Below are 22,269 nucleotides of genomic sequence, written 5' to 3' on the forward strand. Positions count from 1 at the left end.
ATAAATTAAAAGTGTATCTGTGGAAATTTTTCGTAGAACTTCCAATATTCTTTCGTAATTTGCAAGTAAGTTGTTCATTGTAAATGTTTTGTGGTTAAAGCAATTTACTGATTTTCAATCAAATGAACAACTTTATTATTTAGTAATCAAAATGCACAACGGGTTAAATTAATAAATATTTAGAATAATATATGGAAGCTTTTACAATTTGTAGCAGCTTTTTTTGTGAGTAATTTAAGAAGATTTTAATGAGATTTTTAATTGTAATATGATTAGATATGTTTATTCTATAATTAAACTTTTTATTAAAATTTTATTTCTAAAAATATGTAAAGATGTTTTACCTTTATTCTTGACAACTGAATCACCTATTTCGATAAATTGATTAGCATTTTCATAAGGTAAATAATAATCGGAATATTTTACTCTAACCATTAATCGATTTCCTCTACTTTCATATTTTGTATATATCTTTTGAACATTTCCTTTGTAATGAATTGTTTTATAGTACTCATAAGGGGAATAAGTTTTTGGAGAAAGAAAAAATTATGCAACAATACAACCTAAAAACAAAAGAGGAGAAAATAATGAAATAGTAAGTATGATATTATCTTTTTTCATTTAAAAGCTTTACAATATCGTAATATACAAAAAAGGACTTCAATTAGAAGTCCTTTTGTTATTTTTCTCTTTCGATAACGTATTTCACCATTGTTTCCAATGAATTTCGAAATTCACTTTCTGGGAATTCGTATAGTATATCTAAAGCCTCTTGGCTATATTGTTTCATCATTTTTTGCGTGTACTCAATTCCGCCGTGATCTTTTACATACTGAATAATTTCTCGTACACGTTTTTTGTCATTGTTGTAACGTTTTACCGAATTAATCAACCATTTTTTGTCTTTTTCATTCGCTGTATTGATTGAATAAATCAACGGTAACGTCATTTTTTGTTCTTTGATGTCAATTCCGACAGGCTTTCCAATTGCATTAGAAGTGGTATAATCAAACAAATCATCTTTAATCTGAAAGGCAATTCCAACCAATTCACCAAAACGATGCATTTTTTTCGCTACTTCTTCCGAACAACCAACAGAACGTGCTCCAGCCTCACAACAAGCTGCGATAAGCGTTGCCGTTTTCATTCGAATAATCTCGAAGTATACATCTTCTGTAATATCAAGTTTTCGCGCTTTTTCGATTTGCAATAATTCACCTTCCGAAATTTCCTGTATCGCAACCGAAACAACTTCAAGTAAATCAAAATCTTTGTTTTTAGTCGAAATAATTAAGGTCTTTGACAAAAAATAATCTCCCACCAAAATAGCTACTTTATTCTTCCAAATCGCATTAAGTGAAAAGAAACCACGACGCAATGTACTATCATCCACTACATCATCGTGTACTAAAGTTGCGGTGTGAATAAGCTCGATAAAAGAAGCTGCACGATAGGTACGTTCTTGTACTTCGCCATTTAATTTTGCAGTTAAAAATACAAACATCGGACGCATTTGTTTTCCTTTTCTGCGCACGATATAATTGGAAATACGGTCAAGAAGCGAAACATTACTCTTCATCGATTCGAAGAATTTCTGTTCAAACAATTTCATTTCCTCCGCGATCGGAGCTTTAATCAAATCTACCGTGTTACCCAAAATTTATTTTTTTAATTCGTAAAATTATTGATGCAATGTACAACCTGTTTTGCATAGAATCCTTTATAGTTAAATTCCTCTCCGCTAAAACAAATTTTGTTTTCGGTTGGCAAAACTGAAATACCTTCCAATTGTCCCAACTGTGTCGTGAAGCCCAAAGGTAAACTTATTTTTTTAACTTGAGAAGTGAAGAATAACTGATTGTTATCTTTTGGCAAATCGAACCAATTGATAAAAGTTAACGCTTCTTTTGTGTAGCCCAATAGATAAATTCCTTTGGTAGAACTATTTACATCAGCATCGATATAAGCAGCAGCTACAGCGTAATTTGTAGGAAAAGTTTCTAACTTTTTGGCTGCGTGTTTTTTAGAAGAGTCAATAGGAACAACATAATGAGACGTTGACATATTTGACCATTCTTTTGTAAAAATATGCAATTGATTTTGGTAGACAAAAAATGCTTCTGCGTCCCAATTTGTCGTCATATTTTTGAACTGAAAAGTTTCTTGTTCTGGATAATAAAATTCTATTTTTTCAGCTTTTAATTGCTGATAAGATTTTGAATAATCGATGTTTGATTTCTGGATAAAATAAATGGCTAAATCTTTTCGTTTGCCCAAATTATTTCCAAAATCAGCAAAATAAATTCGATTATCATCCGAAGACATTTCTTCCCAATCGATATTTGGAGCATTTGTGATGAAAATAGTATTGATAATTTTACCTGTTTTTGCATCAAAACGATACAATTCTGGTTTGGAATCAGAATCGTTTAAACCCCAAAAAGAAGCCACATTTTTATCTTCTTTTTCATATTCTAAAGTCGAAATTTCGTTCAAAGTAGGCGGTAAGTTGATACTTTCCATTTTATAATCATCAATAGAAATTGTATCGATGTTTTCTACTATTTGCGCGAAAGAGAATTTAGTCAGAATCAAAAATAAAAATATGGCTAAATATTTCATTTGATTATGTTTTAATCATTTCCAGTTTTATTGGCTAATTGTCCGCAAGCTGCATCAATATCTTTTCCGCGACTACGACGTACATTTACCACAATATTGTTGGATTCTAAAGCTTTGATATAATTGTTAACTGCTTCTTCTGATGCTTGTTTGTAGATTCCGTCATCAATCGAATTATATTCGATAATATTTACTTTAGAAGGAATTTTTCGACAGAATTTTACCAATGCATCAATGTCTTCTTTTTTGTCATTAACACCGCCCCAAACAATGTATTCGAACGTGATTCGTAAACCTGTTTGTTGGTACCAATATTGAAGACTATCCATTAAATCCGTCAACGGAAATTTAACAGAAAAAGGCATAATCACATTACGAACTTCTTCTCGAGCCGAATGTAAAGATACCGCAAGGTTAACGCGTAAATCTTCGTCAGCCAGTTTTTCAATCATTTTAGGAATTCCAGAAGTAGAAACTGTAATTCTTCTTGGCGCCATTCCCAATCCTTCTGGCAACGTGATTTTTTTGATGGCAGAAATTACTTCGTTATAATTTAACAAAGGTTCTCCCATTCCCATAAATACGATGTTGCTTAATGGACGATTGAAATAACGTTTACTTTCTTCATCGATAATCACAACTTGATCGACGATTTCGGCAGCTGTTAAGTTACGCATACGTTTTAATTGCGCTGTTGCACAAAAAGTACAATCCAAGCTACAACCAACTTGAGAAGAAACGCAGGCAGTTGTGCGAGAATCAGTCGGAATTAAAACAGATTCCACAACGTTACCATCATGAAGCTTAACCGCATTCTTGATGGTTCCGTCGTTAGATTTTTGTAGAAGATCAACTTCAACAGGTTGAATTTGGAAAGATTCTCCCAATTGCTCACGTAGAGCTTTTGAGATATTCGTCATGTCATCAAATTGATGTGCATTCTTTTTCCATAACCATTCGTACACTTGTTTTGCGCGGAATGATTTTTCTCCAATTTCTTTGAAATAATCTTCAATCTCAGCTTGTGAAAGCTTTCGTATGTCTTTTTTTGTTGTACTCAAACTTGTCTTATAAGATTAACATTGCATCTCCGTAAGAGTAGAATTTGTATCCTTCTTTTACAGCTTCGTTGTATGCTTTCATTGTTAAATCGTGTCCAGCAAACGCAGAAATCATCATGATTAATGTAGATTTTGGTGTGTGGAAGTTTGTAATCATACAATTTGCAATAGAGAAATCGTATGGTGGGTGAATAAATTTGTTCGTCCAACCATCAAATGCATTTAAATGACCATCTGCAGAAACAGAAGATTCGATAGAACGCATAGAAGTTGTACCAATAGCACAAACTTTTTTCTTCTCGTCAATTGCACGATTTACAAGATCAGCAGATTCTTGAGGAATAATAACTTGCTCAGACTCCATTTTGTGTTTAGATAAATCTTCAACCTCTACAGCTTGAAAAGTTCCTAAACCAATGTGTAATGTTAATTCAGCAAAATCAACACCTTTAATTTCTAAACGTTTTAATAAGTGTTTAGAAAAGTGTAAACCAGCTGTTGGTGCAGCAACAGCTCCTTCGTGTTTTGCATAAATTGTTTGGTAACGCTCTGCATCTTCTGGTTCAACATCACGTAAAATATATTTTGGAAGTGGAGTTTCTCCTAATTCTTTCAATTTTGCACGGAATTCTTCGTAAGATCCATCAAATAAGAAACGTAAAGTACGTCCACGAGAAGTTGTATTGTCAACAACCTCTGCAACTAATGTATCATCATTATCGAAGAATAATTTATTTCCGATACGAATTTTACGCGCTGGATCAACCAAAACATCCCATAAACGAGTCTCAGCATCTAATTCTCTTAGCAAGAAAACTTCGATTTGAGCACCAGTTTTTTCTTTATTTCCCATTAAACGAGCAGGAAAAACTTTCGTATTGTTACGAATCATTACATCTCCTTCGTCGAAATACTCGATAAGATCTTTAAATTGTCTATGTTCAATTTCTCCGGTGTCACGGTGAACAACCATTAAGCGAGCTTCGTCTCTGTTTTCAGAAGGACGATCTGCTAAAAGTTCTTCAGGTAAAGTAAAGTCGAAATCGGAGGTTTTCATTTTCATAATTGTACAATTTTTTGCAAATATACGATGTCAGATACCCCTTTGTCAAGTGAATTGAGGTATTTTATGAAATTGCTAACGTTTAAATGTTTATTTTTGACGAAAGACCTATAGATATTATCAAGTTTTTTAATACTTATTTGAAAAATAAAATGAAAACGAACCTACTAATTTTTTCCGCGATTTTTACACTTTTTAGTTGTAATAAATCCGAACAAAAAATTGAAGAATCTACTGAAATAGAAAAGATTGATTCTGTTGCAAAAAAAGAATCACCAGAATCAGAAATTCCGAAAGAATTGATAAAAGCACCAGATTTTTCTTTGGCTGATATCAATGGAAAACGATTTGACTTATCAGATTTCAAAGGAAAATATGTCTACATGGATATTTGGGCAACATGGTGTGGACCTTGCAAAGTTCAAATTCCTTTTATGAAAGAATTGGAAAAACAATTTCATAATGCACCAATTCATTTTGTAAGTGTTTCTTTGGATAAATTAGAAGATAAGCCAATTTGGGAAAAAATGGTGAGAGAAAATCAGATGTCTGGTGTACAGTTATTTGCAGGAAGAGAAGATAACTTTGGCTTTGATTATAAGATAGAATACATTCCGACTTTTATTATTTTAGACAAAGAAGGAAATATTATGATTGATCGCGCGCCTGCACCGATGGATTATCAAACAGGAGGAATCAATCAACAATTGATAGATATTCTCAAAATGATGAAATAAAAAAAGTTTTCAAAATGCCTCAAATATTATTTTTTAGAGGCATTTTTAATGTAAATAAAATCGAATACTATCAAAGGAATGATTTTAGTTGTTTTTAATAAAAATAGATTTATTTTCTTATAAATTACTTAATAAGTTGATTTAATAATGTTTATTTTAATTATTTATTAAATAATTCCGTATTATTTTTTTGTATTGATATTTAAAATGTATATTTGTATTACTAATATTTAATTAATATTTATGAAGAAAATTTTACTATTATGTGGTATGGCGCTAGGAATTGGCGCGAATGCACAAGTCTCAGTTAAAGAGGGGTTCGAAGGAACGCTTCCGTCGACTTGGGTTGGAGCTGGAGGTTATACACCAGCTAGCTATACAGGAGTGTATAATAATGCGGGGTGTACTGGAGCTGACAGAGCTTGGGGAGCTGCTTTAGTGGGAACTGCTGCCTCTGGAAAAACAGCTACTCTTACGTATACTAAGCCTGCAGCGATGGTGACTAATGGAAAGCAAGTTGACATTAGCTTTGATTATGTCATAGAGGATTTCTTACAAAATAATGTAGGGGAACTTAAAGGAGATATTCTTGTACAATATTCTACTGCTTCAATAGGGACTACTTTTACAACAGTTTCTACGATTCCATATAGTGGAACAACAGGTGAATGTGTACATGTTACAGCCTCTATAGCTGATGGAATTGTTAATGGAGCAAATTTTAGGTTTAGAATTTCAGTAACAAGTTCAAGTGCGAATAATACTAACGGAGCATTAGTGTTTTTAGATAATATTTCTATTTTACAAAAGGTTGATGCTCTTCCAAGTTGTACTACTCTTTCTACTCCAGTAGATGGTGCGACAGGTGTTTTTGTTAGACCAACTTTTACATGGGGAATTGCTGCAAATGCACATGCTTACAAATTGTATTTAGGAAGTGTGTCAGCTAATTACAATGCAATAAATGGAGAAGAACTATCTTCAGGTTATATGTTACCTGCAGCTCAAGCGTTGGCGGCTAATACGAAATATTTTGCTAAAATTGTTGCAACGAATAATTTAGGAGATGCTGTAGGTTGTGTGGAAACTACATTTACAACAGGTGAAAATTCGTTTGCTCCTTATTGTGGACCGATTATTAGTACGATTCCTGCTCAGATGTTTCCAATTAAATCATTCAAATTTGGAGATGTTGAAAAAATATCTGATGAAGCGGCTACTACTTTTGGAACGTATGAAGCTCATCAAAATTTTACAGCAACAAAATTCGAAATCAATGATGATGTAACGTCGGTGCCATTTACTTTATCTGGAATAGGATCGGGAAGTAATAATTTTGCTACTGTGATATACATCGACTGGAATGAAGATGGTGATTTTGATGATGCAGGAGAAGCTTATTTCAATACAGCTGGTACAATGTTGGTATCAAATGTTGTAACAGGTGGTTTAATTAATTTAAAAGGGGATTTATCGATTCCAGCGGATGTTAAAGCAGGAGAGAAGAGAATGAGAGTGAAATATAATTTCACAGGGGCTACAGCTATTCATAATTCTCTTTCTACAGCTTGTTCAGATGTTGGAAATGGTCAGGTGGAAGAGTATACAATTAAAGTAAAATCTACTGCACTTACTTATTGTGATGCTCAAGCGACTTCTACTAATAATGATTATGAAAGAATAGTTAATGTTAAATTTGCAGACATAGATAATGCATCGACACCTTTATATGATAATAATGGATACGAAGATTTTACTAATATAGTAGGTAATGTTCAAACAAATAAAGGATATCCAATTGAAGTTAAGATTGCTAATTTTTCTCGTGATAAAACAAGTATTTGGATTGATTATAACCAAGATGGAGTATTTACAGATGACGAAAAAACAAATATGACTGTAAATGCAGCTACATCAACAGGGCTTGTTAAAATACCTTCTAATGCAAAATTAGGAAAAACTCGTATGAGAGTTAGAACGGCATTTCTTACAGATCCTCAGCCATGTGGAAATACTACATTTGGTCAAGTCGAAGATTATACACTTGATATAAAAGAAGGGGTAGCAACACTTCCTGATTGTGTTACAATTACAGCTCCAACAAAAGATGCAGTTAATGTAGCAACAACTACTAAAATTACTTGGAATACTGTTGATAATGCAGATAAGTATAAAGTTTATATAGGGACTTCTTCTGGAGTTTATGATATAGTAGATGGAAAAGAAGTTACAGAAACAAGTTATGCTACTTCTATGGCTGCTAATACGAAATATTTTGTAAAAGTGGTAGCTTCAAATGAAACAGGTGATGCAACAGGATGTGAAGAGATTTCATTTACAACAGCTGCTAACTATACTTATTGTAACAACGGAATTAATATGATTTGTAACGATGGTGATGTTATTGAAAATGTAACATTTGCAGGAATTAATAAAGATTCTAGTTGTAGTGGCGCAACAGGTTATTCTGATTTTACTTCACTAGTTGCAGAGGCTTCAGCTGGAGAAACTTATCCTATTTCTGTAAAAGTAGGACCTTCAGGTGATGGTTGGTTATATGAATCTGTAGGTGTGTGGATTGATTTTAACCAGAATGGTACTTTTGAAGAAAATGAGTATACTTACGTAGGAACAGGACTTGCAGAAGTTCTTACTAAAGATATAATTATTCCTTCTGATGCAAAATTAGGAAAAACAAGAATGAGAGTTGTATTATCTGCATCAAAAGCAGATGCTTTTGGTCATCATTTCGCTTGCGGACCAAATAATGCAAATGAGGCATATGGTGAGATGGAAGATTATACTGTTAATGTAGGAAAATTAGGCGTGTCGGACATGAGTAAAACTACGATATCAATATATCCTAATCCATTCAAAGATGTGTTAAGAATCTCTGATGTTAAAGATGCTGTTTCTATTGTTGTTACTGATCTTTCTGGAAGAACATTAGCAAATATGAAACCAGCTACAGAGCTTAATTTATCAGCACTTAGCAAAGGTGTTTATATTATAACAATTAAATATGCTGATGGAAGTACTAAGACAACAAAAGTTGTCAAAAACTAACTTTAGATATTATTTTTAATAACAAACGCCACCCAATTTGGGTGGCGTTTTTTTTGATATAATTCTAATCGTTTATAAATTAATGAAACTCTGAATCTTAATGATAAACCTAAATTGTAAAGCTAAAACATATATACATCATATAATTCAGCTTAAAACCTAAGCTTTAAAATGAAAAAGGATATCATCGTTATTTATTTTTTTTTATTAATCTAATTTAGTAAGTTAAGTGTTGATTTTTAAGTGTCTGTTGGTGTGTCTAGTAAATGTGGAAGATTTATAAATGAGATAATGAAAGTTTGTTAAATTAGGATTTGATTAGTTTAAATAATTAAATGTTTTCTAAAACGATGAAATAAAAAAAGCTTCCTTTTGGAAGCTTTTTTAAGTTTATTGAAATTATTATGCTCTAACTTTTGTTTTCAAATTAATTCGTTGTCCAACTCTAGGTTGTTCACCTGGTTCCATACGATTTAGCTTGTATAAATTGTTAATTTTCATTCCAAAACGTTGCGAAATCGTGTACATATCGTCACCTTCTTGTACTTTGTATGAATAATCAGAACCTTTTGTTTTCTTTTTTCCGAAAAATACAATTTGTCCATCTTTCAATTTAGAACCCATTTGTATTTCATTGAAATTCGCAATATCCGAAGGAACTTTGTTGTACGTTTTAGAAATAGTCGCAATTGTTTCTCCCGCTTGTGCAACAATATAAGGAATATTATTCTTGTGTTTTTTAATGCGAGTTGTAGGATTTTGAGGACGAGTTTCGTAAGCAATTGTTTTGTTATTTACATTAGGCTCATTTTTCTCTATACTATTATTATTTGGTTGATAAGACGCTAATGCAATTTCTTCTTTGATTGTTTTAGATTCTTTCTTCGTTTTAGATTTCGATGAATTATTTGCCATCATCATATCATCCTGATTGTTGTATAATGTATACAATTTTGTATAAACTTCTTCTGGAGAAATCTTATCAAATTGATCTAAATTATATTTCTCAATTCTCGAAATTAATTTTGAAGCATATTTTGGATCAGTTGCATAACCAGATTTTTTCAGACCATTTGCCCAAGCGTTATAATCTGTCGGATCTAAGAAAAATAAAGCTTTGTAATAAGGTCTTAAAGCTAAAAATTTAGAATGATCTCTATAACTTTCTTCAACTGAAGAATATTTTCTAAAACATTCACCTTTCGCATCATCATCGTGATAAATACGAGGTTTATCCAACGACCATTCTTCAGGACCTTTACATTTTATTCCAAAATGATTATTGGCTTGATCGGCTAATTTACTTTGTCCGCCTCCAGTTTCCAATAATCCTTGTGCTAACGTAATACTTGCTGGAACTTTGTAAAGTTGCATTTCTTCAACAGCTAAAATAGCATGTTTTCGAATGTAAGTTATGTCTCTACTTTCTTGTGCTTGCGTCGAAATCGACAACACTAAGCTAAAAATGTATAACAATTTTTTCATTCTATAATATTTTTGTTCTTCTTCTTTAAAAGTTTGTTCATTCCTTCAATTCCTTGCAATCCGCCTGTATGAACCAAAAGAATTTTAGAATTATCACTAAAATAATGATTTTTAATTAATTGAAAAATACCAAAAAACATTTTTCCAGTGTAAATAGGATCCAATTGAATATGGTTAATTCGCTTGAAATCATTTACAAAAGTAATTAATTCATCCGAAACTTTCCCATATCCGCCAAAATGATAATCATTAAAAATAGTGAAATTCGTTTTATTTGTCAATTTTTCGATTTCATTTTGGATAAAATCTCCCTTTAAACTCGGAAAACCTAAAACTTTTTGATGAGGTTTCGAGCTTTCAATCAATCCAGCAATTGTTCCGCAAGTTCCAATTGCCGAAGCAATAAAATCATATTCGAAACAATCATCGTACAAAATTTCTTCGCAACCTTTTATCGCAAAATCATTTGTGCCTCCTTCTGGAATAACGTAAGTATTTGGGTATTTAGTGTTTAAATGATTAATAAATTCTACTTCATCCTTTTTTCGGTATTCTTCCCTCGAAATAAAATGCAATTGCATTCCACATTTTTTTGCAAAACGTAATGTAGGGTTTTCATCGATTTTATCTTTCAATTCTTCTCCACGAATAATGCCAATAGTTTCGAAATGATGAAGTTGACCAGCTGCCGCCGTTGCTGCAATATGATTGGAAAAAGCGCCACCAAATGTTATCAATTTCTTGAAACCAAGTTTTTCAGCTTCAATAAAATTATATTTCAGTTTTCGGTATTTGTTTCCAGAAATTTCGGGATGAATCAAATCTTCTCTTAATATAGAAAGTTGAATATTTTGAGAAGTTAAATGTTTGATGTCAATGTTTTGAATTTGAGCTTTAAAATCGTTCCAAATCATTTAGATATATTTTAGAAAATTATAAAATTTTCGTTTTTTTAAATAATTCAAATTGTGTTCGTTTGCATAAGCTTCACGCTCAAAACTAATATTGCGATATGCTTTGTGTTGATCGCGATATTGAATCAATCGAATGGCATATTCAATAAAATAAAAAGGATAGAAAAAAACGACCAAAAGTTCGAGTTGCTGAATGATATGAATGGTTTCGTGATTGATTAAAACTTCATCATTTTTCAGTTTTTTATCTCTCAAAAAAATGAAAGGAAAAATGGTGATTCCAATAAAATTTTTTCGGAACAAATGACTCAAAACAACTACAAACATGATTTAGGTAATTCGATTTTGTTGCAAAATTAATCAATCTGAGAAGATATTGATTTAAAAAGCATTAAAAATCGTAAATTTATAGGAAGTTTCGCAAATAATTATCATACCAAAATTAATGATAGTTTATAGATAAAAGTTGTAAATTCACAGCGTTAGAAATGAAAAAGTTTGAAGAAGGAGATTATTATTTATCTCCAGAAGGTTTCAGAATATTTACTGAACAATATCTAAAAAAAAGAGGGTATTGTTGTAAAAGTGGATGCAAACATTGTCCGTATGGATACGATAAAAAAACAGATAAAATAAAGAATAAGAAATAATTATATGAAAATAACATCAACAGTTTTAGCTTTGTTAATAGGAAGTTGTGCTTTTGCTCAAATGAAATTTCCCGCGGTAAGTTCTCATGCTGAAGTTGAACAAAAAGTAGGTTTAACAGAATTTGAAGTTGAATATAATCGACCAAATGTAAACGGAAGAAAAGTATTTGGAAAATTGGTACCGAATGGAGAAGTTTGGCGAACTGGTGCGAATGAAAATACGGTCATCAAATTTGATAAACCAATCAAAGTGAATGGACAAGAGTTGGCTGCTGGCGAATATGCGTTGTATAGCATTCCGAATAAAGAGGAGTGGGAGGTAATTTTTTACAAAGACACGAAAAACTGGGGAAATCCGAAAGAGTGGAAGGAGTCGAATATCGCTTTGAAAGTGAAAGCTCCGTCAACAAAATCGATGAACAAGACAGAAACGTTTGAGATTCGTTTTACAAATGTGACGCAAAAATCAGCGAATTTGGTATTAGCTTGGGATAACACAACGGTTGTTTTGGATATTGAAACGAATACAATTAACGAAGTTTTAAAAATGATTGGAGATCAATTGAATGAAAATTCTTCTGCAAGAGATTTTTACAATTCAGCAAACTTCTATTATTCGAATAAATTGGATCGAAATCAAGCGTTGAAATGGGTTAATACAGCTTTAGAAAAAGATGCAAATGCGCCAGATTATTACAAAGAATTGAAAGTTAATTTGGAAAAAAATAAATATTAATTAAAAATCCCTTCAAAAATTTTTGAAGGGATTTTTTTATTGAGTAATATTCTTCTTTAAGATAATTTGTAGGTAAGAAAACATCAACGCAGTTGACCAGCCTACCATCATAATTCCGTTTATAGCTTCTAATCCAGCCATAATTTTCCATTCGCTATCAATCACAACATCACCGTAACCAACGGTTGTAAAAGTGATTAATGAAAAATAGATTGCTTCTTGAAAACTATGTAAATTGTCAATATTTGGATTGAAATAAAAAGTAGCCGCCCAAATTGTACATTGTGCACCGTGCAATAAAGTCAAGAAAGATACTGAAATTGCCATTTGCCAAAGCACTTCACTAAACGTTAATCGTTGTTTTTTGAGATTATATTTATGTAGATATTTTAGCGAATAAACCGTAACAGTTGATTGTAAAATAACATTTACACAAATAATCAATACGCCAAAACATATAATTAGAAACATATTTTTATCAATTATAGATGAGTACAAAAATGTAAAGAATAAAATTTATAGAACACTTTTTGAAGCGAAAAATTTTGTAAATTTAATAGAGAAGGAAAATCTAGATATCCTAAATATTTGATAAAATCTGGATTAATAAAGCTTTATTACTAATTTTGTAACGCTAAAAATACATATTTCAACGAATGAAAATTAATTTTAAATATATTTTGATGTGTTTCGGACTAGCTACAATTGGCTTGACTTCGTGTGCTTCAAATAAAAATTCGAAAAAAATAGTTTATAAAAAAGTAGAATCTAAGCAGCCTATAAAACCTGTCGAATCTACGAAGTCAACCATTCCTACTACACCAAAAACTGAAATTTCGAATAAGAAAGATGAAGTTTTTACAGTGAAATTACCAGAAGTAAATCGTGAGTTCCGAGCGGCTTGGGTGGCTTCTGTTGCAAATATTAACTGGCCTTCTAAAAAAGATTTGACAACAACGCAACAAAAAGATGAAGCAATAAAGTTGTTGGATATGTTAGAAGCAAACAATTTTAATGCTGTTATTTTTCAGGTTCGCCCAGCGGCAGATGCTTTGTATAAAAGTAATTTCGAACCTTGGTCTTACTTTTTAACTGGAGAAGAAGGTAAGGCGCCTTCGCCATATTATGACCCGTTAGAATTTTGGGTGGAAGAAGCACACAAACGTGGAATTGAGTTGCATGTTTGGTTAAATCCTTACAGAGCGCATCACAGTAGTGGAGGTCCAGTGACAAACGAATCGATGGTGAAAAGATCGCCAAGTAATGTGGTGAGATTGAAAAATGGCATGTATTGGTTTGATCCTGCTGACAAAAAAACGCAAGATCACGTTTCGGAAGTTGTTCGTGATATCGTTTCGCGTTATGATATTGATGGTGTTCATTTTGATGATTATTTCTATCCATATGCATCGTATAATGGTGGTGCAGACTTTCCAGATAATTCAACTTGGAATGTTTACAAGAATAATGGAGGAATGTTGTCGAGAGCAGATTGGCGTCGTCAAAATGTGAATACAATTATTGAGCGTATTTATAAAGAAATCAAAGCAGAAAAACCTTTTGTAAAATTTGGTATTAGTCCTTTTGGAATTTGGAAACCAGGATATCCTGCTGGAATTACAGGTTCTTCGCAATATGATGAATTGTATGCAGATGCAAAATTATGGTTGAACAAAGGTTGGGTTGATTATTTTTCGCCACAATTGTATTGGCCAATTAATTCGACAGGACAAAGTTTTCCGAAATTATTAGAATGGTGGAAATCAGAAAACACACATAATCGTCATCTTTGGCCAGGTTTGAATACTGTAGAAGTGAAAGTTTCGGATAGAACAACTGAGATTACAAATCAGGTAAAAATGGCTGGAGAAATTTTACAAAACAATGTGGGTGTTATTCACTGGAGTATTGCTGGATTAACGAAAAATCCTTCGATGTTGAGTTATCTGAAAGAAGGTCCATACAAAGCTAAAGCTTTGGTGCCAACTATGAATTGGATAAAAGCAGATCGTTTGGTAAAACCAAGTTTGACTGTAAATATGAAAGCGTCAGAAGTTGTGATGAATTGGAATGATTATAAAATGAATTCAAATGTTTCGAAATGGATTTTATACACACGTTACAACAACGATTGGGAAACGTCTATTTTGGATAAAACCAAAACAAACCAAACAATTTTGAAACACAAAGATGGTAAAAGTTTAACAGCAGTTGCACTAAAAGCTGTCGATCGTTTAGGAAACGAAAGTGATTACGTTGCTCAAAAAATTAATTAAGAATTGAATTTCTCTCAATATAAATCCTCAACATAAGTTGAGGATTTTTTTATTTTTTTCTCTTTAAAATATAATAAAGCGCATCGTTATCATTTTCTTTTGATGTGTAGGCAAACTGAAATTCATATCCGTTTTCAGACATAAAATTCAACGCATCAATCATCGAATTGAATTTCACTGAAATTCCGCGTTCATCTTTTATTTTCAAACCATTTTTCAGTGAAAAAGATTTGGTTTCTTGTCCAAAATCCAATCGAATATTCATTTTTGTACTCAAACCTCGCCCAGTTCCAATAATCTGTACATAATCAACATTGATATCTTTAATCGGAACATCATTTACAGTTTGCGCAACCGAAAAATTACCGATGAATAATCCCAAAATAAGTGCTAATTTTTTCATAAGTTTTAAATTTTGATAAAGATATTTATTTTCGAATGAAAGAAAAAAGCTGTTTCAAAAGACTAAAATTAGTCATGTCATTTCGACGCATGGAGAAATCTGTAATTTAGATTTCTCATTTCACTACGTTTCATTCGAAATGACATTTTTGAAACAACTTTCTTAATTATATTATTTCAATCCCCAATCAACAGCAAAAACAGCTTGTAAAGCTGCAGTTTCAGTACGGAAACGTTGATGTCCAAGACTAATTCCTGTAAAATTATGATCTTCTGCAGCGAAAATTTCATCTCTCGAAAAATCACCTTCAGGACCAATCATAATCAAAATTTTCTGCGGATTATTTTCCAAAACTGTTCGTAAAGGCGTACGTTCAATATCCGCTTCGCAATGCGCAATACATTTCGTGAAACCTTCAAAATCCTGTTTGATAAATTCATTGAATTTTGTCAAATCATTTACTTTTGGCAAATACGCTTTCAACGATTGTTTGGTTGCAGATTGTACAATTTTTTCAATTCGCTCGATTTTAATATTTTTTCGTTCCGAATGAAAAGTCTGTAAAAAAGTAATTTCGTCAATACCAATTTCAGTTGCTTTTTCTAAGAAAAATTCCAAACGTTCCATTGTTTTTGTTGGTGCAATTGCAACATGTAAATAGTAATTTTTCTGCTCGAAATTTACTTTTAAGTCAACAACTTTTCCTTCAACTGCTTTTTTAGAAATTGATGTAATTTCAACTTCAGCCAAATTTCCTTTTCCATCTGTCACGTGCACCAAATCGCCTTCATTTCCGCGTAAAACTTTTGCAAAATGATGACTTTCTTCTTCGTTGAGAATAGCTGTGTCATGATGAATTTCTCCAAAAAATAATTTCATTAAATATGGTATTTAGCTACAGATTTCGCTGTGTTTTCTGTAAATAACTCTTGATCAAATTTTAAACTTCCAACCATTGCAATCATCGCTGCATTATCTGTTGTATAAGCAAATTTTGGTATAAAAGTTTTCCAACCAAATTCAGTTTCTCCATCTTTTAATCGTTGACGAATTTCAGAATTTGCAGAAACTCCACCTGCAATTGCAATTTGTTTAATTCCAGTTTCGTCCGATGCTTTTTTTACTTTTTCCATCAAAATATTTACGATAGAACGTTGAATAGAAGCGCACAAATCATCAATATTTTCTTCTATAAAATTTGGATTCGCTTTGACTTCTTTCTGAATAAAATATAAAATTGACGTTTTGAAACCGCTAAAACTAAAGTTTACACCTTCAATTTTTGGTTTTGCAAATTTGAATTTTGTAGGATCTCCAATCTTAGATTTTTTGTCGATAATTGGACCTGCAGGATAAGGTAAATTTAAAATTTTACCCGCTTTATCAAACGCTTCACCAGCTGCATCATCAATCGTTTCTCCTAAAATTTCCATCTCAAAATAATTATTGATTTTCACGATTTGTGTATGTCCACCAGAAACAGTCAAACATAAAAATGGAAAAGTTGGTTTTTCGTCGTTGGCATCTTCAATAAAATTTGCCAAAATATGTGCTTGCATGTGATTAACCTCAATCAACGGAATATCCAATGATTGACTGAAAGATTTCGCAAAACTTCCGCCAACCAAAAGCGAACCCATCAATCCTGGACCACGTGTATACGCGATTGCTTTAAGTTCTTCTTTGTTAATATTTGCCTGTTTTAAGGCTTGATCTACGACGGGAACAATATTTTGTTGATGTGCTCTCGAAGCTAATTCTGGTACTACGCCACCATATATTTCGTGAATTTTTTGGCTTGCTACAACATTAGAAATAATTTTATTTCTGTCAATAATTGCTGCGCCTGTATCATCACAAGAAGATTCTATGGCTAAAATGTAGTTTTTATCGCTCATAATTCCTTGTAGAATAAAATTTATAACTTATTTTTACCCTGCAAATATCGTAAATTTAAACCATTGAAAATAGTCAGACGAATAGGAAGATTTTTATTGTCGTTGATTATACTCGTTTTAACCCTTGTTTTAACAGTAGCAATCGCAATACAAATCCCTGCGGTACAGACAAAAATAGCACATTTTGCCTTAGAAAAATTAAATAAATCGTTGAACACACAAATGTATGTAGATGCGGTTGATATTGATTTTTTTGGGCGTATTTATTTCTATGGTGTACACATTAAAGACGATCACAAATATGATTTTTTGAAGTCGAAGACTTTAGAAACAACAATAAATGTTTGGTCGTTAATTCCAGGAATCAAAAAAGATCATATCAATTTGAGTGAAGTGAAATTGATTCAGCCCGAAATTCGTGTAATTACGTACAAAGGCGATTCGATTTCGAATTTCATCAAATTTGTGAACGGTTTTAGTTCTGATAAACCAAAAGATCCGAAAAAGATTTTCAAATTGGATGGAGATTTTATTTTGGAAGATGGTAAAGTTTCTATTGTTAATCAAAATTCTGGGAATATCTGGTTGGATTCAAAACAGTTGAACATGACTGTAAAAAAGTTTCGATTAGTTGATTCTGATATTACGGCTGATTTAGAAAACTTCTGCTTTGTTGCGACAAAAAATAAAGAAACGTATAACGTACAAAACTTTACAGGAAAAGTTCATTATTCGAAAAAAGAAATTCGAGTTGGGAATTTGAATTTGAGAACGGATACATCTGTTTTGAATGGAAATTTATTATTGAGTTACGACGAGCCTTCGGATATGTCGGACTTTGAAAATAAAGTTCGTTGGGATGTTTTCTTTGATCGAGGTTCTAAAATTAACTTTAAGGAAATTCGTTATTTTACTCCTTTATTTGATAAAAATTCGTCAGTAGATTTATATGGAAAAGTAAATGGAACCCTGAATAATTTAACATTTACAGATTTCGAATTGAAAGGAGAAGATAATTATGTTGGTGCTTCTCGTTTACAATTGCAAGATGTGACACATGGTTCTTCGCTAAATTTTTCGACAAGAAATGTAAAAATCAATACATCATATCAAAAAATAACAAAATTACTTCCAACCTTTGTTTCGAAGAAAATTCCAAATATGTTGACTCGTTTTGGAAACCTAAATTATCGTGGAGATATTTCATTAAATCCAAATGAAATTCATGCAAATGGTTACGCCGTTTCTGGACTTGGAGATGCAGATATTAAAGCGCAAATCAAGAATTATAAAAATGTAAAAGCTTTAATTTATAAAGGAACTTTAGATGCGAAAAACTTAAATCTTCGTCAATTGACAAATGCAAAAGATTTGGGTTATGTAAGCGGAAAATTTAGATTTGATGGACGAGGAACAGACTTGAAAAATATCAATTTAGATGTAGACGGAACACTTCGTTATATGGATTTGATGGGCAAACGTTACCAAAATATTACGGTTGACGGTTTGGTCAAAAATTATCAATTCAATGGCTTGTTCGATATCAAAGATCCAAATCTAAATGCGCAATTGAAAGGTAAAATTAACTTTAGTGGAAAACCTTATGATTTTGATTTTACTTCGAATATTCGTCAAATTAATTTAGATTTGCTTGGCGTTACAAAAAATCTAAATGCAATTGTACGCGGTGATGTAGAAGGGAATTTTAAGTTGACAAATATTAATGATTTCAGAGGAAATATTGATATCAAAAATCTTTACTTCCGTTCGAAAAAAGATACGTTAGAATTGTCACATGTCATGTTGAATTCTCAAATAGATGGTTCGCATAAAATCATGACTTTGGATGTTCCTAATTATATGCGCGCTACAGTAGATGGTCGCTATAATATTACGGAAGTTGCCAATGTCATCAATAATTCTCTTGTAGATTTAGTTCCATCTTTTCGTCATAAAAAAGTTTCGCCAAATCAAGCTTTTTCGTTTGATGTTTATGTGCAAGAAAATTTATTACAATATATCGATCCGTCGATTTCGATTGAGCCTGATACGCATGTAAAAGGTTATATTGATGGTACGAAAAATCAGTTGGAAGCGACTTTGGAAACGCCTGGAATAAAATATGCAGGAATTCAATTGTTCCAATCTAATGTTAATCTAAATACAATTGCGGAATTGCCAACGTTGAATGCGAAGATTGATAGTTTGAAAGTAAGTGGGGTAACGATTAATGCGATTAACGTAAATTCGATTCCGAAGAATGATACAATGATTGTCAAAACAGATTTTAATATTGGTCGAAAAAATCCAATTTTATTTAATCTGAATCTTTTCCATACAGTTCAGAATAATAATGATTTGATTTTTGGATTTTCTCCTTCAACAATTCAAATTGATTCGACACAATGGACAATTAATCATTTGAATGATGCAAATTCGAATCGTGTAATTTTTAATCGAATCAATAAATCATTAAAAGTTGAAGATTTATCATTAGAATCGGAAGAACAATATTTAAAAGTAAGTGGTTTATTTAATAATAATACAGATTATAAATTTAATGCTGATTTTAAAGATTTGCATTTAGAAAAAATTATACCTAAAACATTATTGAATAATCTAAAAATTGTCGGTATAGCGAATGGTAAAGTAGATATTATTCGTACAAAAGAAAAACTTGAGCCTACGCTTGAAGCTAAAATTGACAAGTTAGGTTTAAATGATTTTGAGCTTGGTAATTTGACGTTGCAAGGAGGTTATAATGTAGCGGATAAACAGTTTAATTTTGAAACAAGTTTACAGAAAGAACAAATTCAATCGTTGGTTGCTTATGGTAATATTATCAATAAACCAACAGGTCCTGAGGTTGATGTAGATGCCAATTTTGACGAGTTTCACATCGATTTCTTAGAAGGATTTTTAAAATCTGTTTTCTCTAATATGCGTGGAACGTTATCTGGTGATTTAAAAATTACGGGACCTGTCGATTTGCCGAATCTAAGCGGAAATATGGTTGCAAAAGATCTTGGATTAAAAGTTAATTTCTTAGGAACAGATTATTTATTTGAAGGAGAAAACGACCTATTTGTTTCGAAACAAGGTGCAGGACAAGGAAGTATTATTTTGAATGATATTGCATTTAAAGACACTGCTTACAATACAAAAGGAAAGGTTGACGGAGCAATTCTTTTCCGTAACCTGTCTAAATGGGGTCTCAACTTAGATTTCGATACGCAAAATTTATTGGTGATGAATACATCTATAAAAGACAATGAACTGTTTTATGGAAAAGTATTTGCCAAAGGAAATGTCTCTATGTTTGGTGCGGTAGAGGAGTTGGAAATTGCTGGTGATGCGACTGTTGTAGGGAATTCTGAATTGACAATTAATACAGGAAGTACAACAATTGAGTCAGAAAATAACTTGGTACGTTTTGTTCCTAACCAACATTTAGACGAAAAATCTAAAAATAATGAACCGCATGCGCCAAAAGGAATGTCGATAGATGTCAACATTAATGCGTATCCAAATGCAATGGTGAATTTGATTTTTGATGCAGCTACAAACGATAAAGCGACAGCGCGTGGTACAGCAGAAAATCTTAGATTCTTAATGAATAAAGCAGGATTGAGTATTACAGGTGTATATAATATAGAAAGTGGAACATATGAGTTTAGACAATTTCCGCTGATTCCGAAAGATTTTAAAATCAAAAAAGGATCTTCTGTGCAATTTGCAGGAAATCCGCTCGATGCAACGCTTAATATTACAGCTGAATATCAACGTTCGGTATCAAATGTTGGAGATTATTTAGGTGTAGGATATTCGCAAATTTATGATGCTCTCTTATCAATTAATATTTCCGAAACGTTGAAGAAACCTATTATCGATTTTGGATTAACAATTCCTAATGCAGGTTCGGATATCAATTCGCAGTTACAATCAAAATTCCGTTCAAATACAGAAGAACAGATGCTTCAGTTTAGTTATATCTTATTGACAGGTAAATTTGGTGACGCATCGGCTGTTCAGTCTGGTGTAACGAGTACAGCTGCTGATATTGGTTTATCGACAATTGCGGGCATGTTATCATCTATTGCGAATAATGTAGATATACAAATGGAGTACGTTGGTGGTAGTGCACAATCGGAGACAAATGATAAAATTAGAACTTCGGTTTCATATCGCGTTAATAATCGTTTAAGTTTGCGTGGTTCGTATGGAATTGCGGTTACAAATAATAGAAATGTACAAGAGAATTTCGATGGTAATTTTGATATTTCCTACGATATTTCAAAATTAAATAATGGATCTTTGGTCCTAAAAGCATTTACAAAACCTACAACTTTCGGTTTGTTACCTGGAATGGAAAATAACTTGAATCAAAGTTTCGGAGTCGGAATTCAATACAACAAAAGTTTCGATACGTTTAGAGGTTTCTTAGGTTTAGATGAAATTAAAAAGAAAACTAAAGCTAAAAAAGAAGAGCAACCACAAGAAAGATTTGATTCGATTGTACTTCCGAAACAGTTTAAAAGTGAGGAAAGAAGAATAGATTCTACCCGTCAAACTACAAAAGATACGGTCAAAGTTACGTATCAAAAAACTACTCAACCTAAGGTGGAACAAAAGCGTCGCGGCTTAGTCAAAATTAAATAAAAAAAAATGAGTTTATTGTGGTTAGACAATAAACTCGCGCAAACAAACAAAAGTGATTAGTTCTTTCTTTTTAGAACTATTATTACAACAAAAGTAAAATATTAAATAAATCATTAAAAAATATTTTGAAGTTTGTTTGTTTTATTTATAATTTTGCTAAAAATTAATTCGATTTTTTATTAAAATAATAATAATAATCAAAAATTAGGAAAATGAATTACATAATTGATGATGTTGATAAGAAAATTTTGATGTATTTGATTGACAATACAAGAATGCCATTTACAGAAATTGCAAAGAAAATGAATGTTTCTGCTGGTACTATTCACGTACGTGTCAAGAAATTAGAGGAGGCTGGAATCATCAAAGGAACTACACTAATTACAGATTATGATAAAATGGGTTATCAGTTTGTTGCGTATGTAGGATTGTTACTTACAAAAACAAATAAAACTCAGAAAGTGATAGATGAATTATATAAAATTCCTAACGTAACAGTGGTTCACGTTGTGTCTGGAAAATATAATATCTTCTGTAAAATTCGTGCAAGAGATACTTCTGATGCGAAAGATGTTATCTACAAAATTGATCAAATTGATGATGTATTGAGAACAGAATCTATGATTTCGTTAGAAGAATCTTTCAACGATAAAAATAGATTGATGCATTCAATTTTTCATTAAAAATAAATTTCAATTT

At 31.8% G+C, this 22,269-nt stretch carries 18 protein-coding genes; 7 read left to right on the forward strand and 11 right to left on the reverse strand.

Annotation, left to right across the window (positions count from 1 at the left end):
* Nucleotides 1–679: 679 nt before the first annotated feature.
* Genes B3R94_RS04860 through queA form a run of 4 tightly spaced genes read right to left on the reverse strand, consistent with a single transcriptional unit; the run spans nt 680 to nt 4,740 of the window.
* A complete protein-coding gene (locus tag B3R94_RS04860; protein ID WP_180906365.1) occupies nt 680–1,612 on the reverse strand; it encodes a polyprenyl synthetase family protein in 933 nt (310 codons plus the stop codon).
* A gap of 56 nt (nt 1,613–1,668) precedes the next feature.
* Nucleotides 1,669–2,622 carry a hypothetical protein gene (locus tag B3R94_RS04865; RefSeq protein WP_125350211.1) on the reverse strand — a complete coding sequence of 318 codons (954 nt, stop codon included), beginning with the start codon at nt 2,620–2,622 and terminating at the stop codon, nt 1,669–1,671.
* An 11-nt stretch (nt 2,623–2,633) separates the two neighbouring features.
* Nucleotides 2,634–3,683, reverse strand: coding sequence for a 23S rRNA (adenine(2503)-C(2))-methyltransferase RlmN (gene rlmN / locus B3R94_RS04870; RefSeq protein ID WP_038336309.1), 1,050 nt, complete (start codon nt 3,681–3,683; stop codon nt 2,634–2,636).
* 7 nt (nt 3,684–3,690) lie between these two features.
* On the reverse strand, nt 3,691–4,740 hold the full coding sequence (gene queA / locus B3R94_RS04875) for a tRNA preQ1(34) S-adenosylmethionine ribosyltransferase-isomerase QueA (RefSeq protein ID WP_038336356.1): 1,050 nt from the start codon (nt 4,738–4,740) through the stop codon (nt 3,691–3,693).
* 158 nt (nt 4,741–4,898) lie between these two features.
* On the opposite strand from queA, the gene B3R94_RS04880 reads away from it, so the two are divergent.
* Together B3R94_RS04880 and B3R94_RS04885 are read left to right on the forward strand one after the other, a co-directional pair.
* The gene (locus B3R94_RS04880; protein WP_291099036.1) at nt 4,899–5,483 is read left to right on the forward strand and encodes a TlpA family protein disulfide reductase; all 585 of its coding nucleotides are present in this window, start codon (nt 4,899–4,901) and stop codon (nt 5,481–5,483) included.
* Nucleotides 5,484–5,726: 243 nt separating this feature from the next.
* A complete protein-coding gene (locus B3R94_RS04885) occupies nt 5,727–8,549 on the forward strand; it encodes a GEVED domain-containing protein (protein WP_291099039.1) in 2,823 nt (940 codons plus the stop codon).
* A gap of 402 nt (nt 8,550–8,951) precedes the next feature.
* Here the strand turns inward: B3R94_RS04885 and B3R94_RS04890 are convergent, their stop codons facing one another.
* The 3 genes from B3R94_RS04890 to B3R94_RS04900 are packed head-to-tail and all read right to left on the reverse strand — an operon-like array spanning nt 8,952 to nt 11,275.
* Entirely contained in the window at nt 8,952–10,034 is a 1,083-nt protein-coding gene (locus B3R94_RS04890) for a glucosaminidase domain-containing protein (RefSeq protein ID WP_291099042.1), read from the reverse strand.
* Nucleotides 10,031–10,948, reverse strand: a complete 918-nt coding sequence (locus B3R94_RS04895; RefSeq protein ID WP_291099045.1) for a 1-aminocyclopropane-1-carboxylate deaminase/D-cysteine desulfhydrase — start codon at nt 10,946–10,948, stop codon at nt 10,031–10,033. Before B3R94_RS04895 ends, B3R94_RS04890 begins: the two co-directional genes overlap by 4 nt.
* Nucleotides 10,949–11,275, reverse strand: coding sequence for a hypothetical protein (locus B3R94_RS04900; protein WP_291099047.1), 327 nt, complete (start codon nt 11,273–11,275; stop codon nt 10,949–10,951).
* Nucleotides 11,276–11,436: 161 nt separating this feature from the next.
* Between B3R94_RS04900 and B3R94_RS04905 the strand changes: the two genes are divergently transcribed.
* Together B3R94_RS04905 and B3R94_RS04910 are read left to right on the forward strand one after the other, a co-directional pair.
* The gene (locus B3R94_RS04905) at nt 11,437–11,598 is read left to right on the forward strand and encodes a DUF5522 domain-containing protein (protein ID WP_160279602.1); all 162 of its coding nucleotides are present in this window, start codon (nt 11,437–11,439) and stop codon (nt 11,596–11,598) included.
* 4 nt (nt 11,599–11,602) lie between these two features.
* Nucleotides 11,603–12,334, forward strand: coding sequence for a DUF2911 domain-containing protein (locus tag B3R94_RS04910; protein WP_084106931.1), 732 nt, complete (start codon nt 11,603–11,605; stop codon nt 12,332–12,334).
* Between the two features lie 36 nt (nt 12,335–12,370).
* Here B3R94_RS04910 and B3R94_RS04915 read toward each other — a convergent pair whose 3' ends face one another.
* Nucleotides 12,371–12,805, reverse strand: a complete 435-nt coding sequence (locus B3R94_RS04915) for a potassium channel family protein (RefSeq protein WP_125350214.1) — start codon at nt 12,803–12,805, stop codon at nt 12,371–12,373.
* A gap of 185 nt (nt 12,806–12,990) precedes the next feature.
* Here B3R94_RS04915 and B3R94_RS04920 point away from each other — a divergent pair, with 185 nt between their 5' ends.
* A complete protein-coding gene (locus B3R94_RS04920; protein WP_291099050.1) occupies nt 12,991–14,610 on the forward strand; it encodes a glycoside hydrolase family 10 protein in 1,620 nt (539 codons plus the stop codon).
* Nucleotides 14,611–14,659: 49 nt separating this feature from the next.
* Here the strand turns inward: B3R94_RS04920 and B3R94_RS04925 are convergent, their stop codons facing one another.
* The 3 genes from B3R94_RS04925 to tsaD form a co-directional block, all read right to left on the reverse strand.
* Entirely contained in the window at nt 14,660–15,013 is a 354-nt protein-coding gene (locus B3R94_RS04925) for a hypothetical protein (RefSeq protein WP_038336316.1), read from the reverse strand.
* Between the two features lie 171 nt (nt 15,014–15,184).
* Entirely contained in the window at nt 15,185–15,892 is a 708-nt protein-coding gene (locus B3R94_RS04930; protein WP_125350218.1) for an RsmE family RNA methyltransferase, read from the reverse strand.
* Nucleotides 15,892–16,911 (reverse strand): tRNA (adenosine(37)-N6)-threonylcarbamoyltransferase complex transferase subunit TsaD, encoded by a 1,020-nt coding sequence (tsaD, locus tag B3R94_RS04935; protein WP_291099053.1) that lies wholly within the window; start codon nt 16,909–16,911, stop codon nt 15,892–15,894. The genes B3R94_RS04930 and tsaD overlap by 1 nt, the downstream gene beginning before the upstream one ends.
* Before the next feature lie 63 nt (nt 16,912–16,974).
* Between tsaD and B3R94_RS04940 the strand changes: the two genes are divergently transcribed.
* Together B3R94_RS04940 and B3R94_RS04945 are read left to right on the forward strand one after the other, a co-directional pair.
* On the forward strand, nt 16,975–21,570 hold the full coding sequence (locus tag B3R94_RS04940) for a translocation/assembly module TamB domain-containing protein (RefSeq protein WP_291099056.1): 4,596 nt from the start codon (nt 16,975–16,977) through the stop codon (nt 21,568–21,570).
* A gap of 212 nt (nt 21,571–21,782) precedes the next feature.
* The gene (locus tag B3R94_RS04945; protein ID WP_038336320.1) at nt 21,783–22,253 is read left to right on the forward strand and encodes an Lrp/AsnC family transcriptional regulator; all 471 of its coding nucleotides are present in this window, start codon (nt 21,783–21,785) and stop codon (nt 22,251–22,253) included.
* The last annotated feature ends 16 nt before the right edge of the window (nt 22,254–22,269 follow it).

Origin of the sequence: Empedobacter sp. UBA7611 (assembly GCF_002484365.1) — a bacterium.
Lineage (GTDB): Bacteria > Bacteroidota > Bacteroidia > Flavobacteriales > Weeksellaceae > Empedobacter > Empedobacter falsenii_B.

Bases quoted from the DNA above. Each gene is read 5' to 3' on its own strand.
- tsaD (WP_291099053.1), bottom strand. From the start codon at position 16,911: ATGAGCGATAAAAACTACATTTTAGCCATAGAATCTTCTTGTGATGAT.
- B3R94_RS04880 (WP_291099036.1), top strand. From the start codon at position 4,899: ATGAAAACGAACCTACTAATTTTTTCCGCGATTTTTACACTTTTTAGT.
- B3R94_RS04910 (WP_084106931.1), top strand. From the start codon at position 11,603: ATGAAAATAACATCAACAGTTTTAGCTTTGTTAATAGGAAGTTGTGCT.
- B3R94_RS04890 (WP_291099042.1), bottom strand. From the start codon at position 10,034: ATGAAAAAATTGTTATACATTTTTAGCTTAGTGTTGTCGATTTCGACG.
- B3R94_RS04905 (WP_160279602.1), top strand. From the start codon at position 11,437: ATGAAAAAGTTTGAAGAAGGAGATTATTATTTATCTCCAGAAGGTTTC.
- B3R94_RS04920 (WP_291099050.1), top strand. From the start codon at position 12,991: ATGAAAATTAATTTTAAATATATTTTGATGTGTTTCGGACTAGCTACA.
- B3R94_RS04865 (WP_125350211.1), bottom strand. From the start codon at position 2,622: ATGAAATATTTAGCCATATTTTTATTTTTGATTCTGACTAAATTCTCT.
- queA (WP_038336356.1), bottom strand. From the start codon at position 4,740: ATGAAAACCTCCGATTTCGACTTTACTTTACCTGAAGAACTTTTAGCA.
- B3R94_RS04945 (WP_038336320.1), top strand. From the start codon at position 21,783: ATGAATTACATAATTGATGATGTTGATAAGAAAATTTTGATGTATTTG.
- B3R94_RS04885 (WP_291099039.1), top strand. From the start codon at position 5,727: ATGAAGAAAATTTTACTATTATGTGGTATGGCGCTAGGAATTGGCGCG.
- B3R94_RS04925 (WP_038336316.1), bottom strand. From the start codon at position 15,013: ATGAAAAAATTAGCACTTATTTTGGGATTATTCATCGGTAATTTTTCG.
- B3R94_RS04860 (WP_180906365.1), bottom strand. From the start codon at position 1,612: ATGAAATTGTTTGAACAGAAATTCTTCGAATCGATGAAGAGTAATGTT.
- B3R94_RS04930 (WP_125350218.1), bottom strand. From the start codon at position 15,892: ATGAAATTATTTTTTGGAGAAATTCATCATGACACAGCTATTCTCAAC.
- B3R94_RS04900 (WP_291099047.1), bottom strand. From the start codon at position 11,275: ATGTTTGTAGTTGTTTTGAGTCATTTGTTCCGAAAAAATTTTATTGGA.
- B3R94_RS04895 (WP_291099045.1), bottom strand. From the start codon at position 10,948: ATGATTTGGAACGATTTTAAAGCTCAAATTCAAAACATTGACATCAAA.
- B3R94_RS04915 (WP_125350214.1), bottom strand. From the start codon at position 12,805: ATGTTTCTAATTATATGTTTTGGCGTATTGATTATTTGTGTAAATGTT.